The organism is Pseudomonas sp. 1176_21 (assembly GCF_052850635.1).
In genome coordinates this window covers 524,954-545,780 of sequence record NZ_VXCV01000003.1, presented here as the reverse complement: position 1 = coordinate 545,780, position 20,827 = coordinate 524,954, and the positions used below count along the sequence as shown (strand labels likewise).

General features: G+C 65.1%; 16 protein-coding genes and 2 tRNA genes. 11 read left to right on the top strand and 7 right to left on the bottom strand.

Annotated features, from left to right (window positions below):
* Positions 1 to 36: 36 nt before the first annotated feature.
* Entirely contained in the window at positions 37 to 969 is a 933-nt protein-coding gene (gene pcaQ, locus FW760_RS10660) for a pca operon transcription factor PcaQ (RefSeq protein ID WP_043859971.1), read from the bottom strand.
* Between the two features lie 102 nt (positions 970 to 1,071).
* On the opposite strand from pcaQ, the gene FW760_RS10655 reads away from it, so the two are divergent.
* The 4 genes from FW760_RS10655 (at position 1,072) to FW760_RS10640 (ending at position 6,006) form a co-directional block, all read left to right on the top strand.
* A complete protein-coding gene (locus tag FW760_RS10655; RefSeq protein WP_043859970.1) occupies positions 1,072 to 1,275 on the top strand; it encodes a ParD-like family protein in 204 nt (67 codons plus the stop codon).
* Positions 1,272 to 2,054 carry a type I methionyl aminopeptidase gene (gene map, locus FW760_RS10650; protein ID WP_043859969.1) on the top strand — a complete coding sequence of 261 codons (783 nt, stop codon included), beginning with the start codon at positions 1,272 to 1,274 and terminating at the stop codon, positions 2,052 to 2,054. The genes FW760_RS10655 and map overlap by 4 nt, the downstream gene beginning before the upstream one ends.
* Positions 2,055 to 2,605: 551 nt before the next feature.
* The gene (locus tag FW760_RS10645) at positions 2,606 to 3,298 is read left to right on the top strand and encodes a DUF1266 domain-containing protein (RefSeq protein WP_043860023.1); all 693 of its coding nucleotides are present in this window, start codon (positions 2,606 to 2,608) and stop codon (positions 3,296 to 3,298) included.
* Positions 3,295 to 6,006, top strand: coding sequence for a molecular chaperone DnaJ (locus tag FW760_RS10640; protein WP_446443781.1), 2,712 nt, complete (start codon positions 3,295 to 3,297; stop codon positions 6,004 to 6,006). Before FW760_RS10645 ends, FW760_RS10640 begins: the two co-directional genes overlap by 4 nt.
* Here FW760_RS10640 and FW760_RS10635 read toward each other — a convergent pair.
* On the bottom strand, positions 6,003 to 7,694 hold the full coding sequence (locus FW760_RS10635; RefSeq protein ID WP_054914674.1) for a molecular chaperone HscC: 1,692 nt from the start codon (positions 7,692 to 7,694) through the stop codon (positions 6,003 to 6,005). The genes FW760_RS10640 and FW760_RS10635 overlap by 4 nt on opposite strands.
* Before the next feature lie 206 nt (positions 7,695 to 7,900).
* Between FW760_RS10635 and FW760_RS10630 the strand changes: the two genes are divergently transcribed.
* The 3 genes from FW760_RS10630 to FW760_RS10620 all read left to right on the top strand — a co-directional run bounded on the left by FW760_RS10630 (position 7,901) and on the right by FW760_RS10620 (position 12,006).
* Positions 7,901 to 8,425: a sigma-70 family RNA polymerase sigma factor gene (locus tag FW760_RS10630; RefSeq protein WP_446443780.1), complete on the top strand. Its 525-nt coding sequence runs from the start codon at positions 7,901 to 7,903 to the stop codon at positions 8,423 to 8,425.
* 44 nt (positions 8,426 to 8,469) lie between these two features.
* A complete protein-coding gene (locus FW760_RS10625; protein WP_043860020.1) occupies positions 8,470 to 9,432 on the top strand; it encodes a FecR family protein in 963 nt (320 codons plus the stop codon).
* A 108-nt stretch (positions 9,433 to 9,540) separates the two neighbouring features.
* Entirely contained in the window at positions 9,541 to 12,006 is a 2,466-nt protein-coding gene (locus FW760_RS10620) for a TonB-dependent siderophore receptor (RefSeq protein WP_254996448.1), read from the top strand.
* Between the two features lie 163 nt (positions 12,007 to 12,169).
* On the opposite strand, the gene FW760_RS10615 is transcribed toward FW760_RS10620, so the two are convergent.
* A tRNA-Asp gene (locus FW760_RS10615) sits at positions 12,170 to 12,246 on the bottom strand.
* 16 nt (positions 12,247 to 12,262) lie between these two features.
* Positions 12,263 to 12,338 (bottom strand) — tRNA-Val (locus tag FW760_RS10610).
* A 159-nt stretch (positions 12,339 to 12,497) separates the two neighbouring features.
* On the opposite strand from FW760_RS10610, the gene rdgC reads away from it, so the two are divergent.
* The 3 genes from rdgC to sugE all read left to right on the top strand — a co-directional run bounded on the left by rdgC (position 12,498) and on the right by sugE (position 14,957).
* A complete protein-coding gene (gene rdgC, locus FW760_RS10605) occupies positions 12,498 to 13,418 on the top strand; it encodes a recombination-associated protein RdgC (RefSeq protein ID WP_043860018.1) in 921 nt (306 codons plus the stop codon).
* 141 nt (positions 13,419 to 13,559) lie between these two features.
* On the top strand, positions 13,560 to 14,522 hold the full coding sequence (locus FW760_RS10600; RefSeq protein WP_116055209.1) for a bile acid:sodium symporter family protein: 963 nt from the start codon (positions 13,560 to 13,562) through the stop codon (positions 14,520 to 14,522).
* Between the two features lie 117 nt (positions 14,523 to 14,639).
* Positions 14,640 to 14,957 (top strand): quaternary ammonium compound efflux SMR transporter SugE, encoded by a 318-nt coding sequence (sugE, locus tag FW760_RS10595; protein ID WP_043860016.1) that lies wholly within the window; start codon positions 14,640 to 14,642, stop codon positions 14,955 to 14,957.
* Between the two features lie 15 nt (positions 14,958 to 14,972).
* Here the strand turns inward: sugE and FW760_RS10590 are convergent, their stop codons facing one another.
* Positions 14,973 to 16,847 carry an MFS transporter gene (locus tag FW760_RS10590; protein ID WP_088514018.1) on the bottom strand — a complete coding sequence of 625 codons (1,875 nt, stop codon included), beginning with the start codon at positions 16,845 to 16,847 and terminating at the stop codon, positions 14,973 to 14,975.
* Positions 16,848 to 17,015: 168 nt separating this feature from the next.
* Positions 17,016 to 18,158: a TDT family transporter gene (locus FW760_RS10585; protein WP_116055212.1), complete on the bottom strand. Its 1,143-nt coding sequence runs from the start codon at positions 18,156 to 18,158 to the stop codon at positions 17,016 to 17,018.
* Positions 18,159 to 18,332: 174 nt separating this feature from the next.
* Between FW760_RS10585 and FW760_RS10580 the strand changes: the two genes are divergently transcribed.
* Positions 18,333 to 19,511, top strand: a complete 1,179-nt coding sequence (locus tag FW760_RS10580; RefSeq protein ID WP_043860013.1) for an MFS transporter — start codon at positions 18,333 to 18,335, stop codon at positions 19,509 to 19,511.
* Between the two features lie 58 nt (positions 19,512 to 19,569).
* Here FW760_RS10580 and FW760_RS10575 read toward each other — a convergent pair whose 3' ends face one another.
* Positions 19,570 to 20,763, bottom strand: a complete 1,194-nt coding sequence (locus FW760_RS10575) for an MFS transporter (protein ID WP_100635012.1) — start codon at positions 20,761 to 20,763, stop codon at positions 19,570 to 19,572.
* Positions 20,764 to 20,827: the final 64 nt, after the last annotated feature.

The following is a 20,827-nucleotide window of genomic DNA, read 5'->3' as shown; positions in this document are numbered from 1 at the left end:
CAGTATTGCAGCCAACGCCCCGGATCTGGATGAAATCTACGGGTAGTGTCCTTCGCGGTACTGCCCCGCCACTTCGCGCAGCACCTGGCACAACCACTGGGCCGGCAGGGCCTGTGGCAGCGCGGCATTGCTGCAGATACCCACCGAGCCACCGGGTTCGCGCACGCCCAGGTCGAGCTCGCACAGCTCGCCCCGCTGCAGGTCGACCCGCACCGCATCACGCGGGGCCACCCACACCGCATCGCTGCCCAGCACATAGCGCCGGCTCAGTGCCGGGGAAAGCGTTTCCAGACGTTGCTGCGGTTGTTCGATGGCGCATTGCACGAACAGGCTGTCGGCATGCTTGCGAATGGTGGTACCGGCCAGGGGCAGTACCAGCGGGTACTGGCCCACCTGGTTGCGCTCGATCGGGCTGCGTGCCAGCAGCGGGTGGCCGGGGCGCACCACCAGCGACATCGACTCGCTGTACAGGTGCTCGAACAGCAGGCCCTGGATCTGCGGGCTGTCGGTCATGCGCCCGATCACCAGGTCCAGCTCCCCCACGTGCAACTGCGCCAGCAGGTGCGCACTGGGGCCGGTGGCAACGCTGACCACCAGGGCCGGGTGGCGCTGGTGCAGGCGGCAGATCACTTCGGGGATGAGCAGGCTTTCGACGGTCGAGAGCACACCGATCTTCACCTGCGGCGGCGCGTGTTCCTCGCCGCGCAGGGTACTCACCCCTTCGCGCAGGGCCTGTACGCACGGGCCGGCGTAGCGCATGAAGCGCACCCCGGCCGCAGTCAGCTCGACACCCTGCTTGCCGCGCTCGAACAATCGCGTCTGCAGCAGTTCTTCGAGCTCCTTGAGGGTCTTGGAAATCGCCGGCTGGCTGATGGCCACGGCGTCGGCGGCCTTGGCGAAACTGCCTTGACGGGCGATTTCGAGAAAGCACAGCAGGTGGCGGAACTTGATGCGGGTATCGAGGTTCATGGCCGGAGTTTATCGCAACCGCAGCCCCTTTGCGGCGCCGGCCTCGAACAACACACCAGCTATATGCTATATATACGCTTCGTATACAGAGTGAGTATTGCCATGGGTATCGTCAAGATCGATGACGCGCTGCATGAAGACCTGCGCATTGCCAGCGGCGCGGTGTCGCGCTCGATCAACGCGCAGGCCGAGTACTGGATTCGCATCGGCATGCTGGCCGAGCTCAACCCGCACATGACCTACCAGGAACTGTTGCGCCAGTTGCTGCGCCAGGAGCAGGCCAGCCTCAGGGAGCTGATCGCATGAGCGAGGTGATCCTGAAGAACCCGCAGCAGCTGGCCTTGATGCGTACCGCCGGGCAATTGCTGACGCGGGTGTTCGAGCACCTGGACGGCTTTGTCGCGCCAGGGGTCAGCACCTTGCAGATCAACGACCGTGCCGAGGCGTACATCGTCGATGTGCTCAAGGCGCGTCCGGCCAGCAAGGGGCAGTACGGGTTCAAGTATTCGCTCAACACCTCCGTCGACCATGTGGTGTGCCACGGCGTGCCAAGTGCCGACGAGGTGCTGAAGGCGGGGTCGATCATCAATGTGGACATCACCCTGGAACAGGGTGGTTACATTGCCGACTCGTCGAAGATGTATGCGGTGGGCGCCATTGCCGACGAGGCGCGGCAATTGGTCGATACCACCTATGCCGCATTGTGGGCGGGCATTCGCCAGGTGCGGCCCGGGGCCACGCTGGGTGATGTGGGGCATGCGATACAGCGGCTTGCCGAGGGCGCGGGTTACAACGTGGTGCGTGAGTACTGCGGGCACGGCATCGGCAGGCAGATGCACGAGGCGCCGCAGGTGCTGCACTACGGACACCGCAACAGCGGGCTGGTGCTCAAGCCGGGCATGGTGTTCACCATCGAGCCGATGATCAACCAGGGCGGGCGTGGGGTGCGTACGCTCAAGGACGGGTGGACGGTGATCACCCGGGACCGCAGCCTGTCGGCACAGTGGGAGCATACGGTGGCAGTGACGGCGCAGGGGGTCGAGGTGTTGACCTTGCGTGAGGAAGAGCGGGGCATGGTCGGGTGACTGGCTCACCATCGCACTGGTGATCGGGCTTTTGATGTTCCGGTTCTTCAGGGGGGCTTGTGGGGCGCTTGGATCACCGCCCGTGCCGGATAATCTCTCGGCCCCCTTCCCGGGGAGCGACGGTTGCTCGATTTTCGAGCTTATCCAGCATGGACAGAGACGCCGAAGGCCCCTTCCGCTCTTACAGCGGCTTACTTTTTTCTTGGAAAAAGTAAGCAAAACCGCTCCGTCCAGCATCCGGCCCTACGCTTCGCTACGGGTCCCCTCATTCCACCCACGCTCCGTGGGGCCGCACCGTACGGGCATCCCTGCCCGTCGGCACTTTCCGGGCCATCCATGGCCCTACACCCCACTACACGCGGGCTCCATTCGGCCTCCTGAAGGACGGAAGATCAAAAGCAAAGCAACAGCAAGAGCAAGAAAACCAGCCCCGGTAGACACCACTGCCGAAAAAATCTGGATCCAATTGCCCCACCCGCCCCGCCTCTCTACAATCCGCGCCATTACGGTCGACCCCGCCCATTCCCCGTCGACCCCGGAGCCTTCTATTCATGGAAGAGATTGAACAGCACTGGCTGTACGCCCTTTCTGCACCCATGGCCGCCCTCAACGGCGCCAGCCTCACCTCCCCCCGTTATTTCGAAGCCGAAGGGGACCTGGACCTGAAAAAATGGTGGGGCATCAACAACCGCCGCGAGCTGCTCGACATGCTGCGCATGGCCGACACCGGCCACGCCGAAAAACTCAACGACGCCTACTGGCAATACCCTCGCCGCCAACCCAGCCAATGGCAGGCACTGCTTGACGAGCTGGGCCCGCGCGAGCGCGCCAATTATGAATTTGCCGCACGCACCTATGCCGATTGCGGCTTCGGCGGCACCCGCGCCTGGGACCTGGGCCGCATGGGCTACCTGCTGCGCGCCGGGGTGTTCGAGAACCTGATCACCGAGCCCGAAAGCCTCTGGCTGCACAGCCGCCTGGCCCTGCGCGCACGCCACTTCTACAACAGCTGGGACACCTACATCGCCGGCTACATGTTCGGCAAATCGCTATGGAACTGCTCCAGCCATGACGACGACGTCTACCCCTACCGTATCGACCGCCAGGGCGCCGAGCACTGGAACCGCTGCATCATCATGAACATGCTCAAGCGCGGCAAGGCACTGTTCGCCAGCCTGCCCTGGGACCTGCCGCTGGACTACCCGCCCCGGCCCGATTCGCTCGAGGAGGGCACCTGGTCATGAGTTGCTGGATAAAGCTGGGCATCGAGCCCACCAAGGACCAGGACGTCATCCGCGGCGCCTACCGCGCCCGCCTGCCGGAGTTTCACCCCGAAACCGACCCGCAGGGCTTCCAACTGCTGCGCCAGGCCTACGAGCATGCGCTCAAGCTCGCCACCCGCACGGATGACGATGACGAAGACGACGAGGACGCCGGCGAAGAACAGGCCTACGCAGAACGCCCGCCGCGCCCGCCCCGCGTGCACCCGGTCATCGCCACCTTCGCCCGCATGCTCGCCGACCCGGCCCGGCGCTACAACGTCGATGCCTGGCAGGACTACTTGCGTGAGCTCGACCAGTTGCCCCTCGAAGAACTCGAGGACGTAAGCTGGGAGCTGCTGTGGCGCCTGGAAGAAGCCGGCCAGCTGTCCAATGCCTGCGTGCAGGTACTGGCCAAGCGCCTGGCCTGGGACAAACAGTTGCTGCGCCTGGGCTTCGAAGAGGCGCAGGAAGTCGAGACGCTGCTGGCTCGCTTCGCCGCCCCCGACCCGTTCGACATGCGCCTGATGAACGACTGGTCTACGGCCGCGCAGTTGGAAACCCTGTGGTACCTGCGCAGCCTGGACCACCTCTACAACAACCGCCCACTGTTCGAACTGGCCGCTTTCGCCCGGGAACACACCGTGGTCGCCCTGCCTCCGGACGCCGCACTGGTCGAACGCCTGCTGCTGCAGATCGGCCAGGCCGGGGTGGCCAGCCCGAGCCTGTACGCGCTGTGCGTTGAACGCCAGGCGCTACAACCCGACGGTGTCGACGCGCTGTACCAGCTGGCCTGCCAGGCCAGCCTGCTGGGCAAGGAAGAAGAAGCGCTGTCGTGCTGGAGCCGCCTGTGGCTGGAGTTCCGCCACCCGGTGGCCGCCCGCGAGCTGCTGGACCTGTGCACCGCGCACCAGCCGCAACGCCTGCCGCTGATGATCCAGGCCTTCGACCGCCTGGCGCCGGTGCGCACCTGGCCCGACGACCTGAGCGAAGACGAACAGACCCTGGGCAGCCCGGCGCAGCGCCCGGAAACCCTGACGCGCTGGTTCCAGGCCGCGCGCCTGGAACTGGACGGCATCGCGGGGCAGTTCGTCGACTGGCGGGCCACCGATGAGCGTGAGCTGGAACTGCTCGCCAGCCTGATCGACGAACACCCGGACCCGGCCCTGCAGCGTCTGTACCGTCACGCCTGGGCCCTGCACTGCGGTGACGCCGCGCTGTTGCAACAGGTGCTCGACGAACCGAAAAGCAGCCACCTGATCGATGAACTGATCCTCGACGGCTTGCGCTACCAGGCCAAACAGCAACTGGCCTGGCTGCAACAGGCGCCGATCCCCCTGGCGATCCAGGCGTTCCTGAACAGCAACTCGCCGCACCCACAACTGCCCGACGTGCTCAAGGACGGCGCCACCACCCTGTGCCGCGACTGGCTGCGCCGCCTGCGCGCCTACGACGGGCGCACCCTGGCCCGCCTGCACGAGACCTTCAGCCCGCGCGCCATGATGCCGGTACCGTTCGGCCTGGAGATGCAATGCGAGCTGGGCGCCGCAGGCGTGGTGCTGCCTCCCGCACCGGCCGGCGCCGAGTTGTGGCACTGGCACCGCCAGGCACTGTTCATGCTGGCCCTGGCCCAGGCGCCACAACGCTGGCTGGCGCTGGTGACGCCGAGCATGCTCGACACCCTGCAGTGCCCACCCGGCCATCCGTTGGCAAAGGTCCATACCCTGCTGCTGAACCTGCTGCAGGAACAAGGCAACCTCGATGGGCTGCTGGGCTGGCTGGACAGCCGCGACCCGCTGCAAAAAGCCATTGCCGACAGCCTGCCCGCGCCGGACCAGGCCCTGAGCAGTGCGCGCCTGCCCAGCACGCTGGCGTTGCTGGCCAGCTACCAGAAGGACGAAGAGGCCTTCGCCGACGACCTGCTGGGCATGATGCTGTTCTGGGCGGTGCTCTACCACGACCCGGCACTGGATGCCGAACAGCACCGCGTGCTGCTGCGCACCATGGCCGACATCTCCAGTGAAGAGCCGTGGTTCGAAGCCTTTCGCAGCGGCCTGATCAAGGGCGAGCCGAGCCGGCCGCCGCGCGAGAAGCTCGATGCCTACGGCATGGACAGCGCGGTGTTCTACCAGGTCATGGATACGCTCAAGGGCCTGATCCGCTACGGCCGTGTCGGCGTACCGCGCCTCAAGGTGCTCAAGCAGCTGCAAAAGGCCAAGGATGACCCCAGCACCGGTATCGGCCTGCGCTTTGCGCTGACCGCGGTGTTGTCCTGGTGCGAGCGCCTGCTGCTGGCCCAGGCCGATCTTCAGCCAGTATCGCCCTGGGCCTTCTGGCGCTGGAACACGCGCCTGGGCCGTGGCGCATTCGTCGGCCAGCTGATGTTGTGGTTCTTCGTCACCCTGGTGCTTGCCATCACCTCCAGCGATGCGCCCGAGGCCATGGTCAAGATCGGCCTGGGCCTGGCCCTGCTGTTCGGCACCTGCCTGCGCCGGCTGCACGACATCGGCCACGGGATCGTGGTGATGGTGCTGCTGGCTGCACTGTCGGTAGCGCTGCCGTTCCTGCCGCTGGTGCTTGTGGTGATGCCCGGCGACGTGCTGCCCAACCGCTGGGGCGTGTCGCCGGAGCATCATGACCCCGACGCTCTCAGCGGCGGGCTGCAGGCTGTGCTGCGGCGCCTGATCGGCTAGAGGTTGAGTGCGTCCAGCGCCTCGTTCAACTGCTGGCGCTGGCTGGCGATCAGGCTGGACTGCTGGGTGGCCAGCACCTGGCTGAAGTCGCTCAGCCAGGTGCCGATCTGCTCGCGCTCATCGCCCAGGCACTGCATCCAGGCGCGCTCCAGGCGCGCCGTCAGGGTTCGGTTGGGCAATGCATCGCGCGGGTGGATCTTCAGCCCGGCCAGGCGCTGATGGCTGTTCTGGCGCGCCTCTTCATCCAGCCCGGTGGGGCTGCGGTCGATGCTGTGGCTGTGGCGCTTGCCGGTGTCCACCAGGGTCACGTCGACTTCGAGCAGGCCGTTGATGTCGTAACTGAAGCGGATGTCCAGTGACTGGATCTTGTCCATCGGGGTCAGCTCGACGACGAAGCTGTCGATGAAGATGTTGTCACGCACCCACGGCCGCTCACCCTGGTAGACCTCGACGTTGATGGTCTTCTGCTGTTCGTGGGAGGTGTAGAAGCGCTGCACCCGCGAGGTCGGTATCACCGTGTTGCGCTCGATGATCGGCGAGAATACCCCGCTGATGTTGGCGCCGCGGGTGGTCTCGATGCCCAGGGTGTAGGGGCATACGTCGGTCAGGATCAGCTCTTCGATGGCCGAGTCGCGGGCCTTGCAGGCCGCCTGGCTGGCAGCGCCCAGGGCGACGATGGTGTCGGGGTCGAGGTGGCGGTACGGCAGGCGGCCGAACAGCTTGGCCACCATCTGCTGCACCACCGGCATGCGCGTGGCACCGCCCACCAGCACCAGGCTGTCGAGGTCGCGCGGGCTCAGCCGCGCGTCGCGCAGGGCCTGCTCGATGGGCGCGCGCACCCGGCCCAGCAGCGGCTCCCAGATCGTCTGCGCGCCCAGCTCGTCCAGGGTCCACTCGCGGGGCTCGCCGGCACCCTTCCAGTAGACCGTCTGCGGGCCTTCGCCCAGCTTGCACTTGAGCAGTTCGATGCTGTCGTACAGGCTCGCCAGCGCCTGCGGTTCGACGCTGGACAGGGTCATGCCCCAGTCCTTCAGGCAGGCCTGCAGCAGCGCTTCGGTGAAGTCTTCGCCGCCAAGAAAGTTGTCGCCGGTGGAAGCATGCACCTCGATCAGCGGCAGGGCGTATTCGAGCACAGTGACGTCGAAGGTACCGCCCCCCAGGTCGAAGATGAGTGTGCGCTCGAATTTCTGCTCGTGCAGGCCGTAGGCCATGGCCGCGGCGGTCGGTTCGTTGATCAGGCGCTGCACCTTGAGGCCCGCCAGCTCGGCGGCGAACACGGTGCGCTTGCGCTGTTCATCGCTGAAATAGGCCGGCACCGAAATCACCGCCTCGTGCACCGCGCAGCCCAGAAAGGCCTCGGCGTCGTGCTTCAGCGAGCCCAGCACCAGGGCCGACAGCTCTTCGGGGCTGAATGCCTGCCCGCCCAGCTCCAGGCGCTTTTCGCTGCCCATGAAACGCTTGAACGCCGCGACGCTGCGATCGGGGTGGGTGGTCAATCGCGAACGGGCGGCGCGCCCCACCAGGATGCTGCCGTCGTCATCGATACTGACCACCGAGGGGGTAAGCACCTCGCCAAGGGCATTCGGGATCAGTTGGGCACGGCCTTGCTGCCATACGGCGATCAGGCTGTTGGTGGTGCCCAGGTCAATGCCCAGCAAGGGCGCGGCGGCGGGGGTTGCATCCTGCATATGAGGTCTCTGGCAGTGGTCGTCATCGGCCAGCGGCCGGAGCTCGCCCGGCCTGCTGAAAGGCGCCCTACTTTAACTGAACCCCCCACCTCGACAAACAGCGAATGCACACACGGCGAAAAAGGCCTGACCTGTAAAAAAACATATCTATGATAGTCATTCTCATTTGAGATAAGCTTGCGCATTACGTCGCACGAGCACAATGGATGTCCACCCCAACCTCCGCCGTCAACCCGCTGGTCAGCGCCTTCCAGGAGCATTACGCCGACCTTCTGGCGTTTCTTGCACGGCGCATGGGCAATGTGGAAAAGGCCGCGGACGTGGCCCAGGACACCTACCTGCGACTGGCCACCCTGTCCGATACGGCGCAGATTCTCGAACCGCGTGCCTTTGTCTTTCGCGTTGCCAGCAACCTTGCCATCGACCGCCTGCGCCAGGAACAGCGACGCTCGGCGCTGCATGACGACGTCAGTGACAACCTGGACGTCTGCGACCCCCTCGCCTCCCCCGAGAAGCAGTTCCTGGCTGCCGAAGCAATCGAACAACTGGACCGCAGCCTGGCCCAGTTGCCCAGCAAGGCGCGCCTGGCACTGTTGCTCAATCGCCTCGAAGGCTTGACCCATGCACAGATCGCCGTGCGCCTGGACGTGTCAGAAAGCACGGTGGGCAAGTACATTGTGCAAGCCATGCGGCACTGCCGCGATTGGCTACGTCAGTCGGAATCTATTTAGAATGCCCGGTACGCCCCCTCTGAAGGTTTCAGCAGCCCCTCATCATGACTAGACCCAACCCTTCCCAACCATCCCCTGTCGAGCTGGAGGATCAGGCCATCGAGCAGTGGGTGATGCTGATGTCGGGGAATGCCAGCGAGTCGGATCATGCCGCGTTTCGCCAGTGGCGACAGCGCAGCCCGGCGCACGAAGCGGCGGCGCGGCTGGCCGAGCAGATGTGGCACGGGGTAGCACAGACGGCCACCGCGCAATCCTTCGTGCCGCCAGCGCCCCAACGCCGTGCAAAACCCTTGCGATGGGCTGCGCTGGCCGCCGGGCTGGCGGTGCTGGCCGTGACCCAGTTGGGGCAGCCAATGAAGGTGTACATGGCCGACCAGTCGACCGCCGTCGGCGAACGCAGGCACCTGGTGCTGGAGGACGGCAGCGAGGTCTGGCTCAACAGCGCCAGCGCACTGTCGGTGCGCTATTCGTCCACGCGTCGCGATATCGACCTGATCAAGGGCGAGGCGCTTTTCCAGGTCAGCAAGAACCCGGCGCGTCCATTCGTGGTGCATGCCGCCGCAGGCACGGCCCAGGCACTGGGCACCCGGTTCGACGTGAACCTGCTCGAACAGCAGGTGCGGGTCGGCGTCAGCGAGGGCGTGGTGCAGGTAACGTCCGGTGGCCAGAGCGCGCGCCTGGAACCGGCCCAGCAACTGGACTATGCCCAGGGCCTGCCACCGTCCTCCACGCGCCCGCTGGACCTGACCAGTGATTCGGCATGGCAGCGCGGCAAGCTGATCTTCAATCGACGCCCACTCGACGAGGTGGTCAGCGAAATCGGGCGCTATGTACCCGGCGCACTGGTGGTGACCGGGCAATTGCCGAGCACGGCGGTGAGCGGGGTGTTCAACCTGGACGACGGTGCGCAGATGTTCAGTACCCTGGCGCGCACCCAACCGCTGCGGGTCGTGCAACTGCCGTGGCTGACCCTGGTGATGAACCGCGAGAGCGTCGAAGAAAAATAAATCCGGATTTTGTTGGCAAGGTTGACGGCAATGAATCGTCGTTGGTTTGAACGCGAATACTTCTCATAAATATCGCTTCTTACCAACATTTGATGACGGACGATTTCAATGCAGGCGCTTTCCAACGCTTTTCCGTTCAGTGGCCGTACCCTGACGCTGGCCATCGCTCTGACCCTGGGTGGCGGGGTGCCGCTGACCCTGCCGCTGGCCCACGCAGCCGAAACCACCACGCGCCTGACCCTGAACCTGGCGCCCCAGGCGCTGGACCGGATGCTCACTCAACTGGCCGACCAGGCCAACGTACGTCTGGTGTTCAACTCCAGCGACCTGTCTGGCCGGTCCGGCCCGGCCCTGCAGGGTGCCTTTACCCTGGCCCAGGCCCTGGACCGGTTGCTGCAGGGTAGCGGCCATACCTGGCAGTTGCTGGACGGTCAGACCCTGTTGCTGGAAAAACTGCCTGCTGCCGATGCGTCCGTGGTGCTGGGCGCCACCAACATCGACAGCCGCGCAACCGAATCGGCCTACGGCCCGGTCGACGGGATCGTGGCCAAGCGCAGCGCCACCGGCTCCAAGACCGACACGGCCCTGAGCGAGATCCCGCAGACGATCAACGTCATCACCCAGGACGAAGTGAAGATGCGCGGCGCCCAGTCGGTCACCGAGGCCCTGCGCTATACCGCCGGCATGACCGGTGGCGGCTTCGCCGACCGGGTGAAGGTGTTCGATGAACCCACCTCCCGCGGCTTCTCCCCCACCCCGCTGTACCTGGACGGCCTGCACCTGCCCTACAGCGGCGGCAGCACCGGTGGCTCGCTGCAGATCGACCCCTACACCCTGGAGCGCATCGAAGTGCTCAAGGGCCCGGCGTCGGTGCTGTATGGCCAGAACCAGCCGGGCGGCATCGTCAACATGGTGAGCAAGCGCCCCACCGCCACGCCGCTGCATGAAGTGGTCATCGGTGGCGGCAGCTACGATCGCAAGTACGGGGCCTTCGACCTCGGAGGCCCGATCGACGATCAGGGTCAGTTCCTCTATCGCCTGACCGGCGTGGTCAACGACAGCAACTCGCAGATCGACTACGCCGACCAGAACCGCATGCTGCTGGCGCCCAGCCTGACCTGGCTGGCCAACGAGCGCACCACCGTCACGGTGTTCGGCCAGTACCAGAAAGACCGCGACACCCCGGAAGCCCAGGGCCTGCCGGCCAAGGGCACGGTGTACAGCACCGCCAACGGGCGCATCAGCCGCAGCCTGTTCATCGGCGAGCCGGGCCTGAACAAATATGACCGCGAGCAGTTCGTGGTCGGCTACGAGATCGCCCACGAGCTCAACGACACCTGGACCCTCAAGCAGAACGCACGCTACGCCGACCTCGACGACCGCTACGTCGCGCCACTGCACGGCTATTCATTCGGCCCCAACCCGGTCACCGGCGCCAACGACTTCAGCTACCAGGCAGACCGCTTCGGGGTGGACTGGGCGCAGCACAACCGGGTCTACGGCATCGATAGCACCGCCCAGGCCAAGTTCAAGACCGGCGAGCTGGACCACACCCTGCTGCTGGGGGTGGACTACTACCACTTCAACTCCGAGTTCCTCGGCCGATACGACCGTCGCGGCCCGGGCATCGACCTGTACAAGCCGGTCTACGGCAGCAAGTTCACCTTCACCCAGCCTTACCGCTGGGACAACACCATTACCCAGACCGGCCTGTATGCCCAGGATCAACTGCTGTGGAACAAATGGTTCCTGACCGTGGGCGGCCGCTATGACTTTGCCGAAACCGACAACAAGACGCCGCTCAACGGCGGCCACACCAACCAGAAGGATGAAAAGTTCACCGCGCGTGCGGGGCTGGGCTACTCGTTCGACAACGGTGTGACGCCCTACGTGAGTTACGCCGAGTCGTTTTTGCCGCTGTCCGGTGTCGACGCCAACGGTTCGGGTTTCGACCCCACCAACGGCAAGCAGTATGAAGTGGGCATCAAGTACGAGCCCAGGTCGATCGACGGTTTCATCCAGCTGTCCGCCTACCAGATCGACCAGGACAACATGCTGACCAACGACCGCGACGACCCGAGCCTGAGCGTGCAGAGCGGCTCGGTGCGTTCGCGTGGTGTCGAGCTGGAAGGCAAGGTCAATGTCACCGACAACCTGAGCGTGCTGGCTGCGGTATCACGCAACCAGATCAAGTGGCGCAGCATCAACGACGGCCGCGAAGGCCGTACCCTGGCCATGCAGCCACCGCTGACCGCTTCGGCGTGGGTCAACTACGACTTCGACGTTTCCACCGTACTGGCCGGGTTCGGTGTGGGCCTGGGCGCGCGCTACGTGCGCAGCAGCTACGGTTCGGACTACGTGGGCGACTCTTTCCAGATTCCGTCCTACACCGTGTATGACGCCATGGTGTCCTATGACCTGGAAAAATCGCCGCTGCACGTCAAGGGCGTGAAGCTCAAGGCCAACCTGCAGAACCTCACGGACGAGAAGTACGTGGCGGCCTGCAATGGCGGGCTGGACTGCTATTACGGCGAAGGCCGCACCCTGAGTGCAGATGTGACCTACAACTGGTAAGACGGCGCGAGGCTGTCTGGAAAAGGCGCCCTCAGCGGCGCCTTTTTCGTTGTTGGAGGGGGATGCATGGCAGGCGCGGCCAAACGCCAGGCACAAAAAAAGCGACCCTAGGGTCGCTTCGTTTGTGGCTTCAGGGAGTTCAGTGGGCCCTGAAGCTAATATATGGCGCAGCGGACGGGACTCGAACCCGCGACCCCCGGCGTGACAGGCCGGTATTCTAACCGACTGAACTACCGCTGCGCGATACACTGAGAAGTGGTGGGTGATGACGGGATCGAACCGCCGACCCTCTGCTTGTAAGGCAGATGCTCTCCCGGCTGAGCTAATCACCCTTCGTCTCGGTGTGGCGCGCATTCTACGGAGCACCTCACACTCTGGCAAGCACTTTTTTAAAATTATTTTTCAGGCCTTCCAATGACTTAGCGGGCTTGGCCTGAACACGCCGCTCGGAGAATAATGCCCTCCTTATGTACCGAGGAGAGATGCACCCCATGTGGTTCAAAAACCTGCTGCCCTACCGCCTTACCCAGGACATCCAGTTCGACGCCGAGGCGTTGGAAACCGCACTGGCCAGCAAGCCGGCGCGCCCCTGTGCCAGCCAGGAGTTGACCACCTACGGTTTCGTCGCGCCCTTCGGCAAGGGCGAAGATGCGCCCCTGGTGCATGTCAGTGGCGACTTCATGCTGATCGCGGCACGCAAGGAAGAACGCATCCTGCCCGGCAGCGTGGTGCGTGACGCGGTCAAGGAGAAGATCGACGAGATCGAAGCCGAGCAGATGCGCAAGGTCTACAAGAAGGAGCGCGACCAGATCAAGGACGAGATCATCCAGGCCTTCCTGCCCCGCGCCTTTATCCGTCGTTCGATGATCTTCGCCGCCATCGCGCCCAAGCAGGGCCTGATCCTGGTCAACTCGGCCAGCGCCAAGCGTGCCGAGGACCTGCTGTCGACCCTGCGTGAAGTGATGGGCTCATTGCCGGTGCGCCCGGTGACCGTGAAGATCGCCCCGAGCGCGACCCTGACCGACTGGGTCAAGTCGCAGAAGGCTGCGCCCGACTTCTATGTGCTGGACGAGTGCGAGCTGCGCGACACCCACGAAGACGGCGGCATCGTACGCTGCAAGCGCCAGGACCTGACCAGCGACGAGATCCAGCTGCACCTGGGTACCGGCAAGGTGGTGACGCAGCTGTCGCTGGCCTGGCAGGACAAGCTGTCGTTCGTGCTGGACGACAAGATGGTGATCAAGCGCCTGAAGTTCGAAGAGCTGCTGCAGGACCAGGCCGAGGAAGACGGCGGCGAAGAGGCCCTTGGCCAGCTCGATGCCAGCTTCACCCTGATGATGCTGACCTTCGGCGACTTCCTGCCGGCGCTGTTCGAAGCGCTGGGTGGAGAGGAGATCCCGCAGGGGGTCTGATCGTCTGCTCTCTATATAGCTATGTAGAGGCCTTGCGGGCCTCATCGCGGGTCAAGCCCGCTCCTACAGGGTCGCTGCAATCCTTGTGGGAGCGGGCTTGACCCGCGATGGGGCCGCCGATAATAAAAAAGGAGCACCCCCATGCGCGCCCTCGCCGCCCTCAGCCGCTTCGTCGGCAATACATTCGCCTGGTGGGTGCTGCTGTTTGCCCTCCTGGCCTTCTTCCAACCCGCCTGGTTCATCGGCCTCAACGTCGCCATCGTGCCGCTGCTGGGCCTGGTGATGTTCGGCATGGGCCTGACCCTCAAGGTCGAAGACTTCGCCGCCGTGTTCCGCCAGCCCTGGCGCGTGGCCCTGGGCGTGGTCGCCCACTTCGTGATCATGCCGGGCGTGGCCTGGCTGCTGTGCCAGCTGTTCCACCTGCCCGCCGAAATCGCCGTGGGCGTGATCCTGGTCGGCTGCTGCCCAAGCGGTACCTCCTCCAATGTGATGGCGTGGCTGGCCAAGGGCGACCTGGCCCTGGCCGTGGCAATAGCCGCCGTCACCACCCTGCTCGCCCCGCTGCTGACCCCGGCGCTCATCTGGCTGCTGGCCTCGGCCTGGCTGCCGGTCTCGTTCATGGAGATGTTCTGGTCGATCCTGCAACTGGTGATGCTGCCGATCGTGCTCGGCGTGCTCGCCCAGCGCCTGCTCGGCCCGCGCGTACACCTGGCGGTGCAGGTGCTGCCGCTGGTGTCGGTGGTGAGCATCGTGCTGATCGTGTGCGCGGTGGTGGCGGCCAGCCAGGCCAAGATCGCCGAATCGGGCCTGCTGATCATGGCGGTGGTGATCCTGCACAACACCTTCGGGTTCGCCCTGGGCTACGTCACCGGCAAGCTGTTCAAGCTGCCGCTGGCCCAGCGAAAATCCCTGGCGCTGGAAGTCGGCATGCAGAACTCCGGGCTGGGCGCGGCACTGGCCAGTGCGCATTTCTCGCCCCTGGCGGCGGTGCCCAGCGCGCTGTTCAGCGTGTGGCACAACATCTCCGGTGCGCTACTCTCGACCTGGTTCCGGCGCATGGAAGAACCCGTCGCCGAAACGGCAGCGGTCGACGCCACGCGCTGACCGCCACTTGCCCCCCGGCAAGGAAATGTGCACTATAGTGCGCACTGTGAGGACGACCTCACGACGCACCGCGTGACCGATCCGGGGACGGCCCCATCAATAGATGGAGTACTGCGCATGTCCTGGATCATCCTGTTTTTCGCCGGCCTGTTCGAAGTCGGCTGGGCCATCGGCCTCAAATACACCGACGGCTTCACCCGCCCCCTGCCCACTGTGCTCACGGTTGCCGCCATGGCGGTCAGCCTCGGCCTGCTCGGCCTTGCCATGAAGGAACTGCCACTGGGCACCGCCTATGCGATCTGGACCGGTGTGGGCGCAGTGGGTACGGTGATCGCCGGGATCATCCTGTTTGGCGAATCCATGGCGTTGATGCGCCTGGCCAGCGTGGCACTGATCATCATCGGCCTGGTGGGGCTCAAGGTCAGCGCCAGCTGACCCCGGCCCCCGCGCCTAGCGCCAGGTGCCGCGTAGTTCGCTGACCCGCTCGCGCAACAGCGCCGGTTGCGCCGTTTCCACCGGTACGGCGCTACCGGCCACCAGGGTCACCCGCGACCACAGGCGCCGGAAGAACCCCTTGGCCGGGTCACGGCTGAAGAAACTCCCCCACAGGCCTTGCAGCGCCAACGGAATCACCGGCACCGGGGTGCGCTCCAGAATCAGGCTCAGGCCGCCCTTGAATGCATCGATCTCGCCATCGGAGGTCAGCTTGCCTTCCGGGAAGATGCACACCAGCTCGCCGTCGGCCAGGTAGGCGGCAATTTTCTCGAACGCACGCTCGTAGGTCGTCAGGTCTTCGTTGCGCCCGGCAATCGGGATCGCCCCCGCAGTACGGAAGATGAAATTGAGCACCGGCAGGCGGTAGATCTTGTAGTACATGACAAAGCGGATCGGCCGGCGCACGGCCCCGGCAATCAGCAGCGCATCGACGAACGACACGTGGTTGCACACCAGCAGCGCCGCGCCTTCATCCGGGATCTTGTCCAGGTCGCGGTGTTCGACGCGGTACATGGAATGGCTGAGCAGCCAGATCATGAAGCGCATGCTGAACTCGGGCACGATGCGGAAGATGTAGGTGTTGACCGCGATGTTGAGCAGCGACACCACCAGAAACAGCTGCGGGATACTCAGCTTGGCCAGCCCCAGCAACAGCATGGTGACCACGGCCGAGACCACCATGAACAGTGCATTGAGGATGTTGTTGGCCGCGATCACCCGGGCACGCTCGTCTTCGGGGGTGCGCGACTGGATCAGCGCGTACAGCGGCACGATGTAGAAACCGCCGAAAACACCCAGGCCCATGATCGACAGCAGGATCCACCAGGCCTTGCTCATGCCCAGCAGGGCGAGCCAGTCATACGGCGCGCCGGCGGCCGGGATATCCCCCGAATGCCACCACCACAGCAGGCCGAACACCGTCAGGCCGAACGATCCGAACGGCACCAGGCCGATCTCCACCTTGCGCCCGCTGAGGCGCTCGCACAGCAGCGACCCCACCGCGATGCCCACCGAGAACAGCGTGAGAATCAGCGTGACCACGGTTTCGTCGCCGTGCATCCACTCCTGGGCATAGGCCGGGATCTGCGTGAGGTAGATGGCACCGACAAACCAGAACCACGAGTTGCCCACGATCGAGCGCGATACCGCCGGGGTCTGTTTCAGGCCCATGCGCAGGGTCGCGACGGTCTGGCTGAAGATGTTCCATTGCAGCTTGAGTTGCGGCGACGAGGCCGCGGCACGGGGGATTGCGCGGCTGGCCAGGTAGCCCAGCACCGCCACCAGCACCACCGCGCTGGCCACGATGGGCGCGTAGTGGGTGCTGGACATCATCACCCCGGCGCCGATGGTGCCGGCCAGGATCGCCAGAAAGGTACCCATCTCCACCAGGCCGTTGCCGCCCACCAGCTCCTCTTCGCGCAGGGCCTGGGGCAGGATCGAGTACTTGACCGGGCCGAACAGCGCCGAATGGGTCCCCATGGCGAACAGCGCTACCAGCATCATCCACAGGTGGTTATAGAGAAAGCCCGCGGCGCCCACGCCCATGATGACTATCTCGGCCAGCTTGATGGTGCGGATCAGCGCATCCTTGGCGAACTTTTCGCCGAACTGGCCGGCCAGGGCCGAGAACAGGAAGAACGGCAGGATGAACAGCAGCGCGCAGAGGTTGACCAGCATCGTGCCGTCGCCGCCCAGGCTGAGCTTGTAGAGAATGGCCAGGATCAGCGATTGCTTGAACAGGTTGTCGTTGAACGCCCCCAGCGACTGGGTGACGAAAAACGGCAGAAAGCGCCGTTTTTGCAGCAGGGCAAACTGTGAGGGGTGACTCATCGTCCAGGGTCCTGAGTGGGGCTTTGTTATTGGAGGAAGCCAGCCCGCAAAAAGCCACAGATGCACGGGTAAATGCAAGCCACCGCATGAACCGCTTCGCCGACAAGGCCTTCTAGCGCCAGCAAAACCCTGCCGGAGCCGGCCTTGCCGGCGAAACTGCCACCATCGTCACTTGCCCGTGCACCCCGCAATGCACGGCGACACGAACAGCTCGCCACGCCAGGCCCCCGCCAGGGTACGGCTGGCCACCACCAGCCACAGCCCTGCCAGCGCCACCACCAGCATGTGGCCCATCACCGTGAAGAACCCCAACTGCAGCCACGCCGCCAGCTTCAACGTGGCCAGGGCATACACCCCCAGCGGAAAGGTGAAGCCCCACCAGCCCAGGTTGAACGGCATGCCATCGCGCAGATGGCGCAGCGTGATCAACACGGCAGTGAGCAACCACCACAGCCCCGCACCCCACAGCACGATACCGGCCACCAGCCCCAGCCCGCGGGCAATCTCGCCCAGGCTGCCCAGGCCATTGGCAGCGAAGATCGCCGGTGCATCACTGCCCAGCAGCATCATGCCCAGGGCACCGGTGCCGATCGGCCCGAGTGCCAGCCAGCTCGAAGCGGCCATGCTCGCCTGGGGCAGCTTGTGCAGCGCCATGCGCAGGGTGAGGATGGTCAGGATGCTGAACGCCACCGGCAACGACACCGCCCACAGCACATAGCTGGTGATCAGTACCTGGAACTGGCGATGGACGTCCGTCAGGTGCGGGGCCAGCAGGCCGCCGCTGGCCGCGGCCACTTCGGCCGCCACCACCGGCAGCAGCCATACCGCGGTCATCTGGTCGATGCTGTGCTCCTGGCGGGTGAACATCAGGTAAGGGATCGCCACCCCGCACAGCAGCGCCAGGGCCACGTCCAGCCACCACAACGCCTCGACCCACGGCAGCACCCCCGTGCCCCACCGCTCGACTCCGAATACCAGCGCCCCATTGAGAATGGTCGCCAGGCCCATGGGGATGGTGCCAAAGAACATCGAGACCGTGGAATGCGCGAAAATCCGCCGCGCCTCATCGAAGAACATCACCCAGCGCGCGGTGTAGAGCACGCTGAACAGCACGAACAGGCCAATGGTCAGCAGCCACAGCGCCTCGGCCATACCCGACAACCCCGGCACCGCCTGCCGCAGCGCCAGCGCCAGCACGCCGGTGCCCATGGTCGCGGCGAACCAGTTGGGGGTGAACTGTCGGATCACCTCGCGCGGGTGAGCCAGGCGGCTCAGCGGGCGCAAGGGGTGGGCTATCTTGGTGCAGGTCATGGTGTCGGTCTCCTGTCCTCCGGTGAGGTGAAATCGATGTTACAACCCTATGGAATATCGATATAACGGGTAATTTCTCTAACTGTTATCTGTTTTACCTATATATAAGCCGTTCGCGAGCCTTTCAAGGCTGACGTATGCTGGCGGCTGACCTCACCGGACAAGGACGTGAACATGCTCGAAAGCCTGCGGGGCTATGGCGCCGAGGTTCGCCTGCTGCTGTGCACCACCTTCGTGCTGACCCTGGCGCGGGCCATCACCCTGCCGTACCTGGTGGTGTACCTGTCGGAGCACTTCGCCCTGGGCATCAGCGCCATCGGCCTGATGATCGGCGGTGCACTGATCGTCGGCTCGCTGCTGAGCCTGTACGGCGGCTACCTGATCGACACCCTGCGCAGCTACACGGTGATCGTGTTCTCCACCCTGGCCTTCGCCCTGGCGTTCTTCGTGGCCGTGGCCAGCCGGCAACTGGGGATGCTGTTTGCCTGCCTGGTGGTGATCAACCTCACCCTGGCAGTGGTGGACATCGCCGCCAAGGCCGGCTTCTGCGCGCTGTTGCCAGTGCAGGCACGCGGCGAGGTGTTCTCGATCAAGTACACCCTGAGCAACGTCGCCTATGCCGTCGGGCCTTTTGTGGGGGTGGCGCTGGTGCTATTGGATGACCGGCTGCCGTTCGTGCTGTCGGCATTGCTGGGGCTGGGCATGTGCCTGAGCTATCAACGCCGGGGCGAGCGTGCTGCACGCGCCGGGCTCGGCGGGCCGACGCTGGGCCTGCTGGCGGTCGGCAGGCACCTGCTCGGCGATCGGCGCCTGGTGTACTTCACCCTGGGCGGCGCGCTCAGCGCGGTGGTGTTCGGCCAGTTCACGGCCTACCTGTCGCAGTACCTGGTGACCACCACATCGGCCATCCAGGCCAACCAGACCGTCAGCTACCTGGTGGCGACCAACGCCATCACGGTGATCGCCCTGCAATACGCCATCGGCCGGCGCATCGGCAGTCGCCAGCTGATGCCCTGGCTGCTGGCCGGGATGCTGCTGTTCGTGATCGGGTTGCTGGGGTTCTCGCTGGCGCAGACATTGTGGGTGTGGTGCCTGGCGATGCTGGTGTTCACATTGGGCGAGATCATCGTGATCCCGGCCGAATACATGTTCATCGACAGCATTGCCCCGGAGCACCTGCGCGGGGTGTATTACGGCGCACAGAACCTGTCCAACCTGGGGGCGGCGCTGGGGCCGGTGCTGTGCGGGTTTGCGCTGGCACACCTGATGCCGACGGCGATGTTCTACCTGATGATGCTGTCGGTGGGGCTTGCGGGGCTGTTCTATTGCCTGGGGGCACGGCGCCAGGCCTGAAGGCCGGCGCCGACAAAGATCCACGCTGCTCTTGCCGCAAAACGCAGCACCACCGAGATCAGATAGATCGCGCTCCGCGCATCGCCGGCAGGTTCAACACCCCCGCCACCGCGCACAACCCGACCAGCACCAGCGCATACACCTCGCTGGTGGCCACCAGCCCGAACTGGCGCACCATCAACCCGGCCGCCAGCGCGGGCACACAGAACGCCAGGTAGCTCAGCACGTAGAACGTGGCCATCAACCCCGCCCGTTCATGGGCCTCGGCCAGTGGCAGGGTGCTGCGCAACGCACCCAGAAACCCCGCACCAAAGCCGCTGCCCGCCACCAGCGTGGCGGCGAAGAACAGCACCAGGCTGGCGTTGTACAGCGCCAGCAGAATCAGCCCCACCCCGCCGGCCAGCAGCCCGGTGCCCAGCGCCAGCACCTGCTGTGCCGGGCGCAGGCGCAGCCGATAGATCGCCAGCGCACCACTGAGGGTCAGGGTCGCCACCAGCGCGCCACCGACCAGGCTGGAGCCCAGGCCGCTCACCTCCCGCACCAGCGACGGCCCCAGTGAGAGGAAGAACCCGCCAAGCGCCCACACCGCAATGTTAACCGGCAGCATGCGCCACACCGCGCCACGCGCCTGAGGCGGCACCAGCAGGCTCGGACGCAGGGCGCGCAGCGCGCCCGGCTGGCGGCTGACGCTCTCCGGCAAACGCCACACCAGCAGCGCCAGCACCACGAACAGCGCCAGCAGCACCCCATACACAAGGCGCAACGGCCACGGCGCGAACTCCACCAGCACGCTGGTGCCCAGCGCCCCGCAGGCCATGCCCAGCAGCGGCGCCAGGCTGTTGACCAACGGCCCCTGTTCGCGGTCGGTATCGAGCAGCGCGGCGCCCAGCACACTGGTGGCCATGCCGGTGGCAAAGCCTTGCAGCAACCGCGCCGCAAGCAGCCAGGGCACCGACTCGGCCTGGATGAACAGCAGCATCGCCACGCTCTCGAGCAGCAACGCCACGAAGATCACCGGCCGGCGCCCCAGGTAATCGGACAGCGACCCCACCGTCAGCAACGCCGCCAGCAGGCTCAAGGCATACACCGCAAACACCAGGGTCAGGGTTGCCGGCGAAAACTGCCACGCATGCTGATACAGCTGGTACAACGGCGTCGGCGCACTCGAGGCCGCCAGAAACCCGAGCAGCGCGACGGCCAGGTACACCAGCCGCAAACGCGCCGACGCCGGACGGCTGAACAATCCGATCATGTGCTTTCTCCACTAAAGCTAACCGTTAGCTTTTGTGCAGTCTGCGCGCCCTTAATCCTTAACG